The following is an 18,189-nucleotide window of genomic DNA, read 5'->3' on the forward strand; positions in this document are numbered from 1 at the left end:
CGGGCCAAAAGTTCCTACCGGGGCATCGGCAGAGCCCAATCGCGATAGAGGCTATTAAGGGCAGTCGCAGTGTGGCACTCGACAGTTGGCAAGCCGAACTCCTGAAGAACCGTCGCATATCTGACGCCGCTGTTACGGGTCTTAAAGAGAATCCAATAAACCATCTCCCATTTGATGCTGTCTTTGGCACCTTCGAGATGTCCGGCGCGATCCGATTGATCGGCAAGGGTTCGCTTGAGATAGCGAAAAAAGCGTAGCCAGTGATTTGAAGTGATGACAATAACGCCAGTGGCGCGGGCTAATCGCTGCGGCATCAGGCGCGAGTAGCTGCCTTCGATAATCCACCGCTCTTCGTGGATTGCCGCATCATGAAGCGCGGCAAATTCTGCTTCAGGGCGCGACTGCCAATCCGTTCCGGGCAGATGGTGAAGTTGATCGAGATGCACGGCTGGAATACGGAGCTTTTTAGACAGGGCAACCGCCAAAGTCGACTTGCCTGCGTTTGAGGGGCCAATGATCGCGATGCGCTCGCCAAGAGAATCTAAAGGCAGTATAGGGACACCGCGCGGGAGATTGGCTGCGCTTTTATTGGCGGCAGGCAACGGAGCGGGCGCGAGAGCTCGTGGAGACATTAATTTAGTTCCTGTCGCCGGTCGCTCCTCACACGTCACCGAGGAGCTATGGAGATGGTTACGGCCGAGCGTTCGGTGGATGGCCAAACGTCGATCCTGAACAGGCTTTGCGCGAATACGCGATAGATCGACGGCGATGTTCGTCATCCGTTTCAAAGTTCATGGACCTGGGAATGGGTTGTTGATGGCGGCTCGATCATAGCCGAGAGTGGCGACCTAGCTTACCGGTAGCAGGAAGTTGAGATCCGCTCGATTAGTAAATTCTACCAAGACCGGATATGAGAATGATGGCCAACAGTCAAGAGGGGTCGGTTTTTAAGGACCTGACTGTACCCCGATGGAGAGCATCTTCCATTTGGATCCCTCGCGCTTAGAGCGGGAGGTTCCAGCACGCGTCTATTCGAGCAATCTTGTTCAGGGCGCTTACCTCCTAGGTAACAAAGGACCAAATCGTTGGAAATAGGTGCCCGTTCTAATACGAGGCTTGATGGTCACCGTATGCCGCCGCCCTCTCCATCGCGGTAGTGATCGAGGCAGATTGCGACACGACATGTCCGCACCCTTACAAAACACCCTCGGTATAGCGACAATAAACATGTGCAATGTCGCAGGGTTACCGGCTCAACCTGATTGGCATGAGAAGTGCTCAGAGTGAGCGGGGCCCTACAGTCCAAGTCCGATTGGGAGCTTAAACGACTATGCACATCGTGGTCTGTATCAAACAGGTGCCGGACATTGAGGCCTGATATCGTCTTGATCGGGAAGCGGACAATTGACGGCGACACAGCCCCCGTCGGACGCGGAATCGCAAAGAGGCTGAACCTCCAGCAACTGTCTTACCTAGCAAAGATTGTTTTCATTGATCCCATTTCTCGCGAGCTCGTGGTTGAACGGCGCGCGCAACGCGGCGCTTTGGCCATCTCGGCATCGGTCTCCACAACAGGAATATTAGCAAGCCATGGCAACTTTGAATGAGTATCTCCGACAGAAGCACGAAGCACTACTCGATTGGCGGGCGCGCGTCAGAAAGGGGGATCTGAGTGCGGTCACATTTGAGGCCAGTGCAAGCGCTGAAGGCCGCAGCGGCGTGCGACGTATCCGAATTCGGGATTTCCAGGTCATTTCCGACAGCCCGCCCGAGTTCGCAGGCTATAATCTGGGTCCGTCGTCTACAGAACTGCTGCTCGGTGCGCTTGCGAGCTGCCTGACCCATACTTTTCTGATCCATGCTTCCGATCAGGGCGTGCCGCTGGAATCGCTGCATGCGGAAGTCTCCGCCACGATCGATCCGCGTGCAGGTGCAGAAGGATATCAAGACGTTCCCGTCTATCCCCAGGACATCAACTACCTGGTCACACTAGTATCTCCCGCAAGTACCGCGGACGTCGCCAGACTGCGGGCGACCGTGGAAAAGCTCTGTCCAATCCTCAATCTCCTGAAGCGCGGAAACGAGGTGCGCGGGCAGTTGGATCACCAGCAACCCTGACCACTATATAGGGAGCGCCGACTGATGACCGTGTACGTCATGTGTCAGCACGTGTTCTCGACTTCGTCTCGTGTAGGAACCGGTCGAATGTCGCTTGCTGCATATTCCCCAAATTGGTATCGACTGAAGGATCAAATCATGCGCGGCATTCGAAATGCGCCTGCGGCACGGCGATAAAGGGTGCTCCGTTAGGGGCGACCTGGCGCGCCCATAGACTTGTATCGTCCGATGGCCATTTCGACCAGCGAACGTTTGCCGTGGCCTTCGGAGACCTGCATTCCATCCAGCCCCTTAAAGCCCTGAAATCAATATATGTATGTATATAAGCAATAATATATCCTACATCTCACAGATTTTTATAATGCAATTTGCATTTTTTGCGAGCGAGGAAATATATACTATAAAATATATCCGGCTCATCTGTTGCGTTGCTGATGGTTTTCATGAACTGTCCCAACTAAGAGCTGCGATAGCGCACCACAGGAATATCGTTTCCTATGAATGCTGAAAACTTGCCGGCGACATCATCGTCGGGAGGCTCGCACAAGGAGCACGATGACATGCACCACAAAAAGCAATCAGACAAGCACCCTGGCTACTCGCATCTGCGGTTGGCAACCATCGACGGCGCGTCGCCGCCTGGTCTGCAATTGTCAATCGACCGGCAGGAGGGCTCCGGGTCGACGAAGACGACTTTTTTCCAACAATGGCTTCTGGATTTTGCTTTCGGTTGCGAGCTATTTTATCCGATCCAGCTATATGAACATCTCGCAACAAGCGAGGGCGAAGACAAAGGCGTTGAACCTTTGAGTGAGAGTTACGAGTATAGAATTGGGAGAATTCGGACCGGCAGCCACGTTTCTCATTTGAAATCCACGTCTCTCGGGTTTCCAAATTCCAGAATGGAAGCGCCGGCTCAGTCGCCAACGTTTTCAAACTCGAAAGATGGTAAGAAAGTCTTCAGGAACCTGACCATTGTGCGGTACACGCGAGCCGCAGTTCAAACCCTGCTGCCGCTACCATGTACGCGGACAACGGTCGCCCGTCGGCAAAAATCAAGGATATTTGGCCCGCAAGGTTTGCCCAATCATACTGCAGAAAGGATTTCATTCTCCATGTCATTATGTCCTGCGAAATGCATTCGCATCGCCGCACTTGCAGCGGCCGCCATCTTGCTGGGCACCCAGATCGCAGTTGCGCAAGAGCCTTCTATAGAATCTCAGTGGCTGAACACGCCGGCATCTCGAGTGGAAGCGCTTGCGATCCTCCAGACCTTGAATGCAAATCTCCTGAGTAACGCCAGTGCCACGTTTACCCTTGACCGCTGGTGCGCCGCGCATAAGCTCGCACCGGAAGGTTCAAAGATCGTAGCTCAGCGTGTGGACGGGCAAGGCAAACCGGCCGATGAGCACATCCGTGATCTTCTGAGCGTCGGACCCGGTGAGTTGATCGCCTATCGCCGCGTCCGACTGGTCTGCGGCGAACGCGTCCTGTCCGAAGCCGACAACTGGTATGTACCTGCAAAATTAACTGCAGAGATGAATCAGGCGTTGAATACCAGCGATATCGCGTTTGGCAGAGCCGTTCAGGCTCTCAATTTCACTCGCACAAACCTGTCTGCCAAGTTGCTCTGGTCCCCTCTATCCGAAGGCTGGGACATGGACGGCTTAACAGCGCATGAAACAAGTTCCCCCGGCCTGCCGGCGTTCCTGCTCGAACATCGAGCCGTATTGAAACTTCCAGACGGCACGCCGTTTAGCGCCCTGGTCGAAAGCTACACGGAAAAAGTACTAGACTTTCCAGTTCCGCGCCTGCTTTCTCAATAGCGCTTCGGTATCTCGTGCATGCGACAAGGGCGCTTGTCTTGCGGAAGCGTGCCGGCCGGACGATTGCCCTTGTCCATCGTTTAACAGCGGCGACACGCACGATATCCTGTGTGTAACCTAACCCCGAGCCATCGCAGATTGTCGCTTGACAGTCCCCTCGGCAAGCCTCTACCCTTTTTGCATTCACCAGGGGGGTCCCGGCAAGGGGCTGAGATACTGCTGGACAATACGGCTTTGCCGATTGTGGCGCAGTGACCCGTTGAACCTGATCCAGTTCATACTGGCGTAGGGACGGTGCAAGCGCTCGAAGCAGTGGATTCACGCGCGGAATCCGTGCCGGCGTCTTTTCATCATTCCGGCTGAGGACTGGGTCTCCAATCGAAAACTTGGAGCCTCAAACCATGAAAATTGCCGCGAAGACCATCACCCCCACAGTCACCAAAGGCCCGCTGCCGGCGTCGCGGAAGATTTACATCCCGGGAGACATACACGCCGACATCCGTGTGCCGATGCGCGAGATCAGCGTTCATCCGACATCGGGCGAGCCGCCTGTTGTCGTCTATGATTCCTCCGGTCCCTATACGATCGAGGGTGCTGATATCCGCATCGAGCAGGGCCTGTCGCAGCTCCGCCGCGACTGGGTGCTCGCGCGCGGCGATGTCGAAGCCTATCAGGGCCGCCATATCCGCCCCGAAGACAACGGCTTTGCCAGCGGCGAAAGGCTGACGCCCGAATTTCCCACTAAACGTCAGCCGCTACGAGCCAGGGATGGCAAGGCGGTCACCCAGCTCGCCTATGCGCGATCAGGCATCATCACGCCCGAGATGGAATTCATAGCCATCCGCGAAAACCTTGGTCGCAAGGCGCAGGCGGATGCCATGGTCCGCGACGGCGAAAGCTTCGGCGCCCATATTCCGGACCATGTGACGGCGGAATTCGTCCGGCAGGAAGTGGCGGCGGGTCGGGCGATCATCCCCGCCAACATCAATCATCCGGAATCCGAGCCGATGATCATCGGCCGGAATTTCCTGGTGAAGATCAACGCCAATATTGGCAATTCTGCTGTCACCTCGTCCATGACGGAAGAGGTCGAGAAAATGGTCTGGGCGGCCCGCTGGGGCGCCGACACGGTCATGGATCTTTCCACCGGCCGCAATATCCACAATATTCGCGAATGGATCATCCGCAATTCGCCGGTGCCGATCGGTACCGTGCCGCTCTATCAGGCGCTGGAGAGGGTCGAGGGCATTGCCAAAGACCTGTCCTGGGAGGTCTATCGTGACACGCTGATCGAACAGGCCGAACAGGGCGTCGACTATTTCACCATCCACGCCGGCGTGCGGCTTCACTACATCCCGCTCACCGTCAACCGCGTCACCGGCATCGTCTCGCGCGGCGGTTCGATCATGGCGAAGTGGTGTCTCCATCATCATCGCGAAAGCTTCCTATACGAACATTTCGAGGAGATCTGCGACATCTGCCGCGCCTATGACGTCTCCTTCTCGCTCGGCGACGGCCTGCGTCCCGGCTCCATCGCCGATGCCAACGATGCAGCGCAATTCGCCGAACTGGAAACACTGGGAGAGCTGACCAAGATCGCCTGGGCGAAAGACTGCCAGGTGATGATCGAAGGCCCCGGCCATGTGCCGATGCACAAGATCAAGGAGAACATGGACAAGCAGCTCGAGGTCTGCGGCGAGGCACCCTTCTACACGCTCGGGCCGCTGACGACGGATATCGCACCGGGGTACGATCACATCACCTCTGGAATAGGCGCAGCCATGATCGGCTGGTTCGGCACCGCGATGCTCTGCTACGTCACGCCGAAGGAGCATCTCGGCCTTCCCGATCGCACTGACGTCAAGACCGGCGTTATCACCTACAAGATCGCGGCCCACGCGGCTGATCTCGCCAAGGGGCATCCGGCAGCACAGCTGCGCGATGACGCGCTCTCGCGTGCCCGTTTCGAATTCCGCTGGGAGGATCAGTTCAACCTCTCGCTAGACCCCGAAACCGCCCGCAGCTTCCACGACGAGACGTTGCCGAAGGAAGCCCATAAGGTGGCGCATTTCTGCTCCATGTGCGGCCCAAAATTCTGCTCCATGCGCATCTCGCACGATATCCGCGCCGAAGCACAGAAGGAAGGTCTGGATGCGATGGCTGCGCGTTATCGTGAGGGCGGCGGCATCTATATGCCGATAGAAACCCAACAGCAATTGGGCGAATGAGATGCGTGTGCTTGTCAAAGGCGCCGGCGTTGCCGGCCTGACGGTGGCGCATGAACTGCGCGCTCGAGATGCCGAGGTCACCGTGCTCGATCCATATGGCAGTTTCCTCGGCGCTGCATCGTGGCTCGCGGGCGGAATGTTGGCGCCCTGGTGCGAGCAGGAGAGTGCTGATGGCGCCGTGCTGATGCGCGGCCTCACCGCCGCCGACATATGGGACGCAATGGTGCCTGGAGAGGTGCGACGAAACGGAACGCTCGTGGTCGCGTCGGCCCGCGATCTTGGTGAACTGAGACGCTTTGCCTGCCGCACGACCGATTATGAATGGCTGGAAGAGCCGGCGATCGCGTCGCTGGAACCCTCTCTTTCCGGGCGATTCCGGCATGGGCTGTTCTTTCGCCGCGAAGCCCATCTCGATCCTCGGCGAGTGTTGTGTCTGCTGCGCACCAAGCTGACGGTTCAGGGGGTCACCTTCGTGGGCGAGAGCCCGCACGAGGAGAGCTTTGACGGTGTCGTCGATTGCACGGGCGCAGCGCAGATCGGCGAGGCGAAGGAGTTGCGCGGCGTTCGCGGCGAAATGCTCTACCTTAGAAGCTTTGACGTGGATCTCTCCCGGCCGGTCCGCTTGCTCCATCCGCGTTTCCCCGTCTACATCGTCCCGCGTGGAGACGGTCTGTTCATGGTCGGCGCGACGATGATCGAGACGGAATTCGACGGGCCTATAGTCGCCCGTTCACTGATGGAACTGCTCAACGCTGCATACACGCTAAATCCGGCCTTTGCCGATGCAACCATAATCGAAACGGGTGTCGGAATCCGCCCAGCCTTTCCGGACAATCTTCCACGTGCAAGCCATCAGGGGAAGGTGATCTCGCTCAACGGCCTCTACCGCCACGGCTTTCTGCTCGCGCCAGCCATGGCCGCCGAGGCCGCTGAACTTGTCTTCAACCAACACACTACGGGAAGGAACGCCCCATGAAATTAATCGTAAATGGCGAGGCTCTGGATGTCGCGGCTGAGACGCTGTCGGAGCTTTTAGTCTTGATGGAATACGAGGGTGATTGGCTGGCGACAGCCGTCAACGGTGAGCTTGTCCATCGCGAAGACCGGTTCGATCGATCGCTCAACGACAATGACAGAATCGAAATCCTGTCGCCGATGCAGGGAGGTTGACTGATGCTGACGCTTTATGGGTCCGAAATTACCTCCCGTCTGCTGCTTGGCACAGCGCGATACCCCTCTCCTGCCGTCCTCGCCGAGGCTGTAAGGCAATCGGCGACGGAAATCGTCACCGTCTCGCTTCGTCGTGAAATGTCTGGCGGCCGCAGTGGGGGCACCTTCTTCGAAATGGTCCGCGCGCTCGGCGTTCGTATCCTACCCAACACCGCAGGTTGCCACAGCGTCGCGGAAGCGGTGCTGACGGCAAGGATGGCACGCGAGCTGTTCTCCACCGACTGGATCAAGCTCGAGGTTATCGGCAACCATGATACGTTACAGCCGGATGTCTTCGGTCTCGTCGAGGCGGCTCGCATTCTCGTCGGTGAAGGTTTTGGAGTCTTCCCGTACACGACGGACGATCTGGTTGTGGCCGAACGACTGCTGGACGCCGGCTGCAAGGTGCTCATGCCTTGGTGCGCACCGATCGGCAGTGCCGCCGGGCCGCTCAATCCCACGGCGCTCAGAGCAATGCGGGCCCATTTCCCTGACGTGTCGCTGATCGTCGATGCCGGTATCGGTCGGCCGTCGCACGCAACTGCGGTCATGGAGCTCGGTTTCGATGCGGTTCTGCTCAACACCGCCGTTGCCGGCGCGGCAGATCCCGCCGCGATGGCAGCCGCCTTTGCCGCGGCAATCGCCGCCGGCAATCAAGCCTTTAACGCCGGACTGATGGAGCCGCGCGACATGGCCGTACCCTCCACGCCGGTGATCGGAAAGGCGGTGTTCACTTGAAGCGCGACCCGTTTTGCCTGATCGTCGACAGCGCCGAGTGGATTGCCCGACTGGTACCCTCTCGGCATCAAGCTGGTACAGTTGCGCATCAAGGATCGTCCGGAGGCTGAATTATGTACCGAGATTAGTCGCGCAGTAGCAGTCTGCGCTAAATCGATGTGAGCTGATCGTCAACGACCACTGGCGGCTTGCGATCGAGGAAGGTTGCGGCTTCGTCCATCTCGGCCAGGAGGAACCTTGCGAGAGCGGACCTCGGCGCGATCCGAGCCCTGAAACTTGGCCTCTCATCGCACGACGAACGCGAGCTGGAAACCGCACTGGCGGCAAGCCAGGTCCTTTCTTCCGAGCCGGTGAGCCTTTCGCCGCAAGTGTCGCCGCCAGCTCCCACCCCCGTCGCAAGCCGAAGTGGGAGCAAGAGCGGAGATAGTTAAGGTTACCTGGTCGTCGTATTCCTCATTATAGTGGCCTTCCTTTCTTCCGGAGAAAATCAAGGAAAAGCAGCGTTGAGCCGGTTCGATCCAAGGCAGCGATTGCATAGGCAGATAGCCGTATTGGAGCGGAGCCGCTAAGCGAGCAGGAATTGGGTGGAGGCCGGATGATGTCGATAACGCACGCCCTTGGCCGTCATTGGACGCTCAACTTCGATCGTTCAAGCTAACACTACATCTCTCGCCGTGCCGATCAGGCCGGCTTGGAACGGCGTATTCGCGAGATCTGCGAGAGTGCGCTACGGCTACCGTCGGGGGCATGTGCTCTTAGAGCGTGAGGGTTGGGGCATGGCCATGGACTTCGTTCACGACCAGTTGGCGACCGGAAAGAAGTTGCGGGTTCTGACGGTGATCGACACCTTCTCGCGCTATGTGCCGGTGCTTGATCCGTGTCACATAAGCATTCCGACTCCGGCAATGCCCTGTCGCGTCGCGATACCGAACTCCGCCAAGTGCCCCGGAAGGCATTCACCAGCATTGTGCGCTGCCACGCGCGGTTGCATCCTGTTTGACGTTCGAGTTCCACCATCCTTAAGGCGTCAAGACTATGAGCTCAGGCCGCGCCGTTCTTCGGCCGATTCCTTCAAGACGACGGCCGCTCAACGGCCTCCGCAGGTTTCTCGAACGCCCTGGCCCAACCTGCGGGCCATGAGCGTATCGCGCCGAGGCAATTCTCGAATGTTTGTCCGTCGCTCTGCGCTTGGGAATGATCAGTGCATCACTCCCTAGGAGCTTCCCTACCGGCTGAACGCTCCTGCCAGATTCGGAAGCTGATTGTGGGCCGTCGCGAGTTTGCACCGCAGTTGGGCAGCCGGCGGCGACCCGATGGTGAAAAAATGCCGATCCTTTGCCGCGACGGGTCTGAAAACTTCTCGTCGCTAGCGAACCACCACAATAACGTTACGCATCATGCGAACGCCGTTTGGCAGAGGCCAATTCCTGGAAGTGCGAAACAACCCTTCCTTCGCGGCTAGCGTCCTCCGCTTCCCAACCGAACTTCCACGCGTCGTGTCGCGCAAGCCGATCTCCGAGAGCGCTGCCATCACCAGTAGGCGTCCTGTGGGCGGCGAGGTATGGGTTCTCGTGAGCCTTCAGGCCGAGCACCCGCGCTCTTGAACCTGCTTCCTGTATATCGATCAGCTCTTCAATTGTCATACGCGATCCCCCCAGGTTGTCGGCGAACGGTATCATCGCAGTCTGCGCATGCAAGCGAATGCTAAATAGTGCGGTAATTCGGGACAGTTGTTCGTGGAGAGTGCCTCCGGTCGGATGCTGGCTTGCGGCGTGACCGATGAGGTCCGTCTGGCGCTGGTTCGTGGCCGTAGATCGCGCACGCACCTCACAGATATGGGCGGCACCCGCATCGTTACATCGACTCGGCTCTTCGGACTTTCCCGCATATTCGTGAAGCGGGCTCGCGGCTTTCCGAATTCACCAGTGGGGTCGGTATCTTGTTGCCGACCGCACTATGTGGCCAAAAATCCTCATACGCTCGAACCACCATCCCGCCTTGCATCTCTGCGCCGATGGCGAAGCCGACGCTGTCGAACATCTGGTCGGCGCTTCCACGGCCGTCCACTCTACCAGTCATCAAAGTTCGATAGAGGATGCTGGACCGGCAACTGCTGGATCTGGCCTTCGATGCGGCTCTGTGGCGGATACTCCAAAAAGATGTCCGAGCGCAGGAGGATATCCTTGCTAAGTTCCGTCTCGCCAGGCATCCCCACCACCGCGTTCATGTGGATGCCAGGCTGACATGGTTGTCCGAGAGGATGGTCGCGCACTGTTGCCGTTACCGTGGTGACGATATCAGCTTCCTCAACGGCTCCGTTGACCGACGAGCACTGCTCGATCGTGAAGCCGAGACCAGCGAGATGCGGATGCATTTCCGCGTCGCCGAGGCGTCGATATCTTAAAGCCGGAGCTTATCTGTCATAAAAATGGAACAACGCGCTGCTAAAGGCTGCGGGAGAGGGCGTGAACAAGGTCCGAAGCTGCGACTTGCGCTGTCGACCGGCTGCCACTCTCTTTGAACGTTGCGGACAAAATATCCGGAACCCTCACTCCCTGGCGTAACGTGGCTGCGGCATGCGTCTTGTTCGGAACCTTGGCTACCTCGTGATGATGCAACTCGATTTTGGTGCGGCTAAGCCTTCGAGATTGCACATGTTTCGTTGTCGCTATGCGGAGGGGTTTTGTAGGGTGGCCGACATGTCTTGCAATCCGCCCCGATCACCACCGCTAATGGAGGGCGGTCTCGATAGCTCCTGCGCATTTCAAGAAGGTTGCGATCCCGCTGGTGTCCATGAATCACCAGAGCACCGGAAACTCCTCGAACCCACCAGTGATAATCTCTTTGCGCAACTTTAGTTCTTCGGGCGCCACGGCCAGGCGTAGAGCAGGAAAGCGCTGGAAGATCGAACCTAACACCACTTTGAGTTCCACTCTGGCCAGCCCCACGCCGATGCAGTAGTGCGGCCCGTATGAGAAAGCCAAGTGCGGCTTTCTGTCGCGTCCGATGTCGAAGATTTCTGGGTCTTCGAAATGGCGTGGGTCGAATGACGTCGCCGGCAAGCCGACCAGCACCTTGCTCTCCGCGGGAATATGCACGCCCGCGATCGTCACGTCGGTCCTCGGATAACGCATGATGCCGTCCCAGCCCGAGCCCGGCGGGTACATTCGCAGGATTTCCTCCACCGCCTTGTCAACCAGGGATGGATCGCTGCCGAGACGTTCACGCTGTTGCGGATGGCGGAACATGGCCAGCAGGCCGAATTCGATCTGCGCGACGGTTGTCTCGTGCCCGGCCACCAGCATGCCGGCCGCCAGGCCGACCGCCTCTTCCTCGCTCGCCTTGCCCTGGTCAACCGCTGTGAGCAGATCCGTCAGAAGGTTGTCACCCGGATCCTGACGCTTGTCTCGTATCTTGCCCCGAATGTAGCTGCGCAATTCTTCCCAGGCCGAGCGCGCCGCGTTACGCGGGCCGCTTTCATGTTGGTGCGTCATCACCTCGTCGGACAGCCTGGCGAAAAAGGCGTGATCCTCATAGGGCACGCCCATCAGCGCGCTGATGACCATGGCCGGAAGCGGAAACGAGAGATGACGGCGCAGGTCGGCGGGCTGGGGCTGGGCCGCCAGCGTTTCGAACAACTGTGCGGCGATCGCCTCGACCTGCTGCGCGAGCAGCTTCAGCCTTCCGCTGCTGAAGGCCGGCGCCACGATCGTGCGTAAGCGGGCATGCTCGATGCCCTCGTGCGAGCCCAGCCACCCAGGGGAACCGAGAATAACCGTGGCCGGGGTGAATGCCGCCGGAGGCATTCCCGAGGGCCGAAAGGCCGCATCGGACAGGACGGCCTTAGCCTCGTCGTAGCCTGTTACCCACCAGCCTTCGTGCCCCGAGGGGAAGCGCACGCGGTGGATCGGACCGTTGGCGCATAGCGTCAACATTTCGGGTGAGGGCTCGATGTTATCGACGCGCCACATCGGCAGCGTCGGCAATGATTGTCCAGACATGATGACACTTCTATGCGGTGAAAGGGCGAAAGGTGACCGGCGGGCGCTGCCGGGAGCGAATGACTTAAGAGGCATTTAGAAGACTTCTCAGCGGCGATTGTCAGCCCGCAATACTTTACCGCACGAACAGCGGGGGGAAGGTACCGGCATGAAGCACTGGACGTCTTGCAAGCGTCAGCAGCAACGGGAATCGTTGATCTGTCGAAGCATATAGGAGCGTCGCCCTGCGGTCCCTAGTAGTTGGTGGGCAGCAGCAGATCTATAAGGCCTCCTTTTTCAGGCCGTCCGCATCTGACGTTTCGGCTAACAGACCCACGACCTTCAGGGCGCACTCGAATAATGGCCATGTTCTCTCGCGAAGACTTGGGACCGGTCCACAGCCACGACCCATTGCGGAAGCTCGCGCAAGAAGCGAGCGATCGGGTTGGATCTGCATGCGTTTTGCTCCAATGTTCGTCAGAATTCCTGTTGGAGCTGCCTGAGCAGCGCCAACAGGTTGCTACTTTCAAGGCTACTTCGGCGGAGGCATGATTCCCCCGTAAAAAGCCGCCTCGCCCTTGTATTCCGTCAGGACCCGCAGCAAATGCGCCAGCCATTCCTGCTTATCTTCGTCTGGAAGTGGCCCTCCGGCTACCAAATTCAGAGCAAGCTCGATCAACCCCACCGCCAGGCCGTTATCGCCGCTCTCATTGTAGTAATAAGCAATCGTTTCGTAAGACTCAGCCCGTGAGAGGGCATCTTGCTGTGCACACAGTATCAGGATTCGTTCGGAGAGCTCCTTGCCCAGCGACAAGCGTTCTGCAAATGGAAGCTCCGAGTAATCATAGTGTGGACCGAAGAGTTCTTCCATCGCTGCGAAAAGCCAATCTTCAGAGTTTCGTTCAATTGCATCGCGAGCGAATTGCCCTAATGCTATCCAGCCCGCCTCCATGTCGCGCATTTCTCCGATCAACATCGAGACTTGCGACTGGCGCAAAGAGATCCTGTCCGGGAAAAGGTTGATGCTCTCTTCAATTACCGAGAGCGCCGACTTCCAATCCTCAATGTCTGTCGCCGCCCGAATTCGACGACGCAACGCGTTCTCCGTTGCATCGATCTCGCCTTCAGCAATCCGCTCCTTTTCGGCATTTTTTGCTTCCGCGCTGGCGCGCCAGCTTCCGTCAGTCACTTTTGGCAAAACGTCCTCGAGCGAGTCCGGGTGGCCGATAAACGCGATGCTGCCGTCTCGGTCGACAACAAACGCCTGTGGATGCTGGAAAGACAGACTGGCATCCATCCAGAGCTTATCCATTTCGCCTGAGTAGTCGAACGCGATCCGTATGTTCGCATTCGGGAGCCATTTGGTCACCCATGCGTCCACCTCAGCTAGGGCCTCGTCAACCGTTGCAGTCCGCTTATTTGCTACAATGCCGATGACCTCAATTCCGATGTACCGGTATTGCTCTTGCAACTGAGCCAGGCGGACCAGCGCCGGCCCGCAACCACTGCAGGTAATCGAAACGAACACAGGGATGTATATTTTGCCCAACTGGAAGTTGGAAAGCGGCTCGCCGCGCAGCCAGTGCTGCACTTTGATAGACGGGGCTGGAGAGCCGCTATTTAAACTAGAGGTCATTTCTTGTTCTCCACAGTCTTTCAGCCAGCGCTCCGTGCTCGAGGAATGAGCCCTTCCTGCCAAGTATCTGCTCGAGTTGCTCCGATATCGAAAGGCGGCGCTCGTTCCATCGGTTGGACAACAAACGCTGGTGATCTCGTCTTCTGAAGAAGTCTCTGCGGGTACGGGCTGCCATTGCGACGTGTCCATCTTGACGGATTATTATCGTAATGACGGCGTAATACCGTCATGTGGAGCTCATATCGACTATTTTATGCAATGTCGAGGTCCAATATGGTGCCGCGGCTAACATCGGCTCATTTTCACTCCGCGAGGGCGCAGCGAGCTCGACGATCCGCTCCGGTCAGGTGTAGACCCGTCTTCGGCCAGGAGGAACGATCCCCCATGTCGGTGTGGCCTCGCACGGGAAGAAGCAATCGACAACGCGCCACGACCTTCGCCATTGGCTCGTATGCTCGAGGCCCTAAGGATCAGCTCAAGCGGTCCGCAAGGCGACTGAGTTGCCGGAAAGGGTATGCTAGCCTTCGGGAGCCGGTCTAAATCTCGATGGTACCGTCGCTCCTGCAGACAAAGGGACATCGTCGGTGAAAGCCTTGTCCTCGGCGATTGTCAGGATCTGCGCCGTCGCGCCGTCCACACGCAAGTTCCGACCGCGCAATTAGCCGAAGCGATCCGGCAACTCCCGAAATCGATACCAAAGGGCTTCGACGGACAGACCGAAGATCTCGTTTATCCCACATTCAACGATTGGCATTAAAGGCAGGGAGCACTGTCTCCCACAGAGCACGGCATCACAACCGAACCTCCTAGTGCGCACGAGAAGCCTGACGTGCCTGTGGGCGACGTTATCGCTAGCTCTTCGCGATCTGGATCTGTGCGCTGCTGCGCTGCGGTCATCGACCGCCCGGAAGCCGGCGGGTCACCGCACCTGGCATCTGCTAAAGCGGCGATGTGCTGTTGCCGTGACCTAACGCGCGGCGGAACTTGATGCGCTCGCCCTTTAGGCCGCGCGTCCATGATCGCTCCATCGAACCTCCACGCGACTTGAACTTACTAAGCCCATACAGACGGCAACAAGGAGACACCGATGATGATTATCATGGCCTTTTGCTGCCGAGACCAACTAAAGGGACGTTCCGCAATGATTGATCAGTGAACAGAAAAAATTCGATTGCAGTCGCCCGCGGTGCACTCATGTGTCACCGAATCCACTTTCCCCTAAGATGAGTTTTTCTGATGCTTAACGGAAAACGGGAAGCAAATGCCTGTCCTCCCCATATAACTGGGTTAAAGAAGCCACTTGGAGTGATAGGAGGAATGGAAAGCCTAGCAACTGCCAAATTTCTGCAGGCTTTGGCTCAAAAGAGTGGCGGGGAGACAGATCGAGAGCACGTCCCATTTATTGCTCTATCACTTCCCAACATTTCTGATCGATCACACGCAATATCTATCGCCAGCGACGCGCCTTTACGGCAAATCCTGGAACGCGCGCAATGGCTCGAGAAAGTTGGATGTGGAGCTATAGCCATTCCCTGCAACACGGCACATTTTTGGTCGTCCGATATTGCAAATGCTCTAACAATAAATTTCATTAGTATGGTTGAGGTTACCCGCGACTTTATACATCAGCATAACGGCACGGATATAGATAACCTGCGAACAATTGTCTTAGGAATGGAAGCAAATATTCAACGCAAATTATATGGACATTCAGCTGCAGGCTGGGGGGGCGCCGTCCCTGACGTCGACTCAATCCAACAAGACGCAACAAGGGTCATTGATGACGTCAAGAGCGGAAATATAAGTCGCGCCAGATTTAAAATGGCATTACTGGTAGCGCGAACACGAAGCCTCAAGCCTGACGCTATTATACTTGGATGCATTGAGCTGTCTAGCGCATCGCGAGACATATTCAAAGGTACTGATGTTATAGATCCGGTAGATGTTCTTGTAGACGCGTGCATTTTGTGGTTTCGCAATTCATAAACGTCATGATCTTAAGACCAAAATGGTAGAAAATCTCGAACTTGTACGTGGAAATGTTGAGGCTGACCAATTCGCATACTCCAGTGGTGTGGTGCATACCGATGGCTATGGGGGTTACAAGAAGCTCTACGGCAATCAGATTTTGAGGCCGCCTGCATAGCGCATGTGCGCCACTGTTCCACAATGTGATCAAGCTCAAGCTATCACCGACCGCTGACGAAGTTCTGATCTGAACCCTTCAAACTAGACCAGTTTTGGTTAGAGTTTTCCGGTGCATTTTCCTCGCAGGGAAAGGAAGGGAAGACGATGAAGGCATCGCAATTTTCGGACGCGCAGAAGGCGTTCATTCTGAAGCAAGGTGATGAAGGTGTCTTGGTTGCTGAGATCTGCCGCAAGGAGGGCATCAGCCAGGCCACCTATTTCAATCAGAAGAAGATTCTTTAAATCGTTGATGATAGAATCAAGATAGTCGAGATAGGGAATCATGCGAGCGAATAGCTCCGGGCTTGGTTCGATTACACCGGTCGAAAGTCCACGCAGATTGCCTAATAGCACGGTCGAGGACGTTCGGACTTCATGCGCAATCGCTGAGTTCCAGTATCTGAGGTCTGCTTGAAACTCCTCCAGGCGCTCGGCCATCGCGTTAATATTGGCGGTAAAAGCATAGGCATCCTCGAACGAGTTCGGGGGCGGTGTGACACGCACGGAATAATCACCGGCGGCTATCGAATGGGTGGCAGAGCACTCACGATGTCTTGGGCTAGGCCGACGGCCGACAACGGCGGCGGGAATAAGACCGATTATTGCTATTAAACTGAGTGCGGCGACAACCGTCCAGGGCGACTCGGAGGCGTCCGGAGACAGTTCATCCAGTATCGTGAAGAAGATTGTAGCTTTTGCACACGAGCGCGAACGATCATTGTTTGCAAATTTCTAGCTTTAAATTTAACCATCTGTATTGTCCATTCGGTATCCAATGCCCCTGACGGAGACCAGCATGCCGCGCACGCCTGCGGCACCGAGTTTGTATCTCAGATTGCACATATGAGTATCTATCGTCCGGTCGAGCGGTACATTGTCTGGAAAACATTCGTCAATCAGTTCACCACGCTCGAACACGCGGCCGGGGGAACGAGCCAGACGAGCGATAAGCTTGAACTCCGTTTGAGTCAGCTGCAGATCTTTTCGTCCGGTCGGTTGATCTACCCATGCGGCGCGTGCTGACTGGTCGACAGTCAGTTTTCCAAGGCGGATTGGCAGATTGGCGATGCGACCACCGGCCCTCCGTAGAACCGCTGTGGTACGGGCTACCACTACGTCCGGTTCGAACGGTTTGACAATGTAATCATCTGCTCCGCATCGATAGCCCTGCAGTTCGTCAATAGGCTTGTCCCGGCACGTCACCACAATCACCGACGTGTCGCCGCGACGCCTGATTTCAGCCAATACCTCAAAGCCGTTCCGGCGGGGTAACGAGACTTCGAGCATGACGAGATCGGGTTTCAGCTTCATATGGTGCGCAAGGCCTATTTCTCCATCGGAAGCCTCCACTGTTCGATAACCTTCTCTCTCAAGGTAAAATTTTAGTAGAGCACGCGTTTCCGGATCGTCATCGATGATGAGGATCAACTCATTACACATGGCGTGCCTCCTAAAAGCAGTGGATTCCAGAGAGGCATCGCTACCCGTCGCGTCAGCATCGCTGCACCTTTGTTGAGCATGTAGCTTTTGTGCCCGCCCACAAAGTGGACACCAACCCAGGGAAGAAGGTCAGCGGAGACAACATCGCCTTCCGGCAAATATACTTTGCGAGAAGCGATCGCTAATATTTGGGAATGTCTGTTACATTGATCATTATACTCGGCTGGGTCATTGGCATCAACTACCAGCCGGTCGCTTCATGGCGAGTTAACCTGACATCACCCCTGCTCACCCTTATACTCCGCCAGGGTCTGCAGCACGGGCATGTCCGGATCACCTATGAAGGCGATGCTGCCGTCTCGGCCGACAATGAACGCCTGTGGAAGATGGAAAGACAGGCTGGCTAACAGCCAATGCTTAGCCATTTCGCCTGAGTGGTCGAACCCGATCCGAATTTTCGTATTCGGGAGCCATTTGGTTACCCATTTGTCCACCTGAGCTAGGGCCTCGTTAGCCGTTTCAGCTTCCTCATTTGCTGCGACCCCGATGAGTTCAACTCCCATGTCGCTGAATTCCTCCTGCACCTGCGCCAAGTGGGACAGCACCGGCCCGCGATATCCGCAGGTAGTCGAAAAGAAATCGAGGATGTAGATCTTGCCGAGCTGGAAGTTGGAAAGCGGATCGCCGCGGAGCCAGTGCTGCACGTTGATCGACGGGGCTGGCGAGCCAATACTTATATTAGAGGTCATGTTTTATTCTCCAAGGTTCAGGAATGGGTGTGTTCAGGAATGAGTGTGTTGAGGATCAGCTCGAGTTGCTTCGAGTTC

At 56.8% G+C, this 18,189-nt stretch carries 14 protein-coding genes, 4 pseudogenes and 1 riboswitch; of the genes and pseudogenes, 11 read left to right on the forward strand and 7 right to left on the reverse strand.

Going from position 1 to position 18,189, the window contains the following annotated elements; all coding sequences use genetic code 11:
• Positions 1-14 precede the first annotated feature (14 nt).
• Positions 15-779 (reverse strand): P-loop NTPase family protein, encoded by a 765-nt coding sequence (locus HFO71_RS34495; RefSeq protein ID WP_245007087.1) that lies wholly within the window; start codon positions 777-779, stop codon positions 15-17.
• A gap of 811 nt (positions 780-1,590) precedes the next feature.
• Between HFO71_RS34495 and HFO71_RS34500 the strand changes: the two genes are divergently transcribed.
• The 8 genes and pseudogenes from HFO71_RS34500 to HFO71_RS34535 form a co-directional block, all read left to right on the forward strand.
• Positions 1,591-2,118 (forward strand): OsmC family protein, encoded by a 528-nt coding sequence (locus HFO71_RS34500; protein ID WP_221978017.1) that lies wholly within the window; start codon positions 1,591-1,593, stop codon positions 2,116-2,118.
• A gap of 1,115 nt (positions 2,119-3,233) precedes the next feature.
• Positions 3,234-3,944, forward strand: coding sequence for a hypothetical protein (locus HFO71_RS34510; protein ID WP_221978086.1), 711 nt, complete (start codon positions 3,234-3,236; stop codon positions 3,942-3,944).
• Between the two features lie 178 nt (positions 3,945-4,122).
• A riboswitch (TPP riboswitch) is annotated at positions 4,123-4,254 on the forward strand.
• 91 nt (positions 4,255-4,345) lie between these two features.
• Complete coding sequence (gene thiC, locus HFO71_RS34515) at positions 4,346-6,172, forward strand: phosphomethylpyrimidine synthase ThiC (RefSeq protein WP_221978018.1); 1,827 nt, start codon at positions 4,346-4,348, stop codon at positions 6,170-6,172.
• Position 6,173: 1 nt separating this feature from the next.
• A complete protein-coding gene (gene thiO, locus HFO71_RS34520) occupies positions 6,174-7,148 on the forward strand; it encodes a glycine oxidase ThiO (RefSeq protein ID WP_221978019.1) in 975 nt (324 codons plus the stop codon).
• Positions 7,145-7,342 carry a sulfur carrier protein ThiS gene (gene thiS / locus HFO71_RS34525; RefSeq protein ID WP_131591212.1) on the forward strand — a complete coding sequence of 66 codons (198 nt, stop codon included), beginning with the start codon at positions 7,145-7,147 and terminating at the stop codon, positions 7,340-7,342. Before thiO ends, thiS begins: the two co-directional genes overlap by 4 nt.
• A 3-nt stretch (positions 7,343-7,345) precedes the next feature.
• Positions 7,346-8,119, forward strand: coding sequence for a thiazole synthase (locus tag HFO71_RS34530; RefSeq protein ID WP_131702559.1), 774 nt, complete (start codon positions 7,346-7,348; stop codon positions 8,117-8,119).
• A pseudogene (locus HFO71_RS36110) lies at positions 8,116-8,445 on the forward strand (thiamine phosphate synthase); the annotation flags it as partial. The gene HFO71_RS34530 and the pseudogene HFO71_RS36110, both read left to right, overlap by 4 nt.
• 371 nt (positions 8,446-8,816) lie before the next feature.
• Positions 8,817-8,997: pseudogene (locus HFO71_RS34535) on the forward strand (IS3 family transposase); the annotation flags it as partial.
• A 510-nt stretch (positions 8,998-9,507) separates the two neighbouring features.
• Here the strand turns inward: HFO71_RS34535 and HFO71_RS36115 are convergent.
• The 4 genes from HFO71_RS36115 to HFO71_RS34550 all read right to left on the reverse strand — a co-directional run bounded on the left by HFO71_RS36115 (position 9,508) and on the right by HFO71_RS34550 (position 13,735).
• Positions 9,508-9,762: a CrpP-related protein gene (locus tag HFO71_RS36115; RefSeq protein ID WP_131702558.1), complete on the reverse strand. Its 255-nt coding sequence runs from the start codon at positions 9,760-9,762 to the stop codon at positions 9,508-9,510.
• A 425-nt stretch (positions 9,763-10,187) separates the two neighbouring features.
• Positions 10,188-10,493, reverse strand: a complete 306-nt coding sequence (locus HFO71_RS36120; protein WP_245007088.1) for a Rossmann-fold NAD(P)-binding domain-containing protein — start codon at positions 10,491-10,493, stop codon at positions 10,188-10,190.
• A gap of 424 nt (positions 10,494-10,917) precedes the next feature.
• Positions 10,918-12,120, reverse strand: coding sequence for a cytochrome P450 (locus HFO71_RS34545; RefSeq protein WP_168260228.1), 1,203 nt, complete (start codon positions 12,118-12,120; stop codon positions 10,918-10,920).
• Between the two features lie 511 nt (positions 12,121-12,631).
• The gene (locus tag HFO71_RS34550) at positions 12,632-13,735 is read right to left on the reverse strand and encodes a redoxin family protein (protein ID WP_221978020.1); all 1,104 of its coding nucleotides are present in this window, start codon (positions 13,733-13,735) and stop codon (positions 12,632-12,634) included.
• A 1,236-nt stretch (positions 13,736-14,971) separates the two neighbouring features.
• Here HFO71_RS34550 and HFO71_RS36550 point away from each other — a divergent pair.
• The 3 genes and pseudogenes from HFO71_RS36550 to HFO71_RS34565 form a co-directional block, all read left to right on the forward strand.
• Entirely contained in the window at positions 14,972-15,721 is a 750-nt protein-coding gene (locus HFO71_RS36550) for an aspartate/glutamate racemase family protein (RefSeq protein ID WP_221978021.1), read from the forward strand.
• Between the two features lie 61 nt (positions 15,722-15,782).
• Positions 15,783-15,948, forward strand: a pseudogene (locus tag HFO71_RS34560) (IS66 family transposase); the annotation flags it as partial.
• Between the two features lie 79 nt (positions 15,949-16,027).
• Positions 16,028-16,156, forward strand: a pseudogene (locus HFO71_RS34565) (transposase); the annotation flags it as partial.
• Between the two features lie 510 nt (positions 16,157-16,666).
• On the opposite strand, the gene HFO71_RS34570 reads toward HFO71_RS34565, so the two are convergent.
• Positions 16,667-17,362 (reverse strand): response regulator transcription factor, encoded by a 696-nt coding sequence (locus HFO71_RS34570; RefSeq protein ID WP_168257815.1) that lies wholly within the window; start codon positions 17,360-17,362, stop codon positions 16,667-16,669.
• 278 nt (positions 17,363-17,640) lie between these two features.
• Complete coding sequence (locus HFO71_RS34575; RefSeq protein ID WP_221978022.1) at positions 17,641-18,111, reverse strand: TlpA family protein disulfide reductase; 471 nt, start codon at positions 18,109-18,111, stop codon at positions 17,641-17,643.
• Positions 18,112-18,189: the final 78 nt, after the last annotated feature.

This window comes from Rhizobium laguerreae (assembly GCF_019778565.1).
GTDB lineage: Bacteria > Pseudomonadota > Alphaproteobacteria > Rhizobiales > Rhizobiaceae > Rhizobium > Rhizobium laguerreae.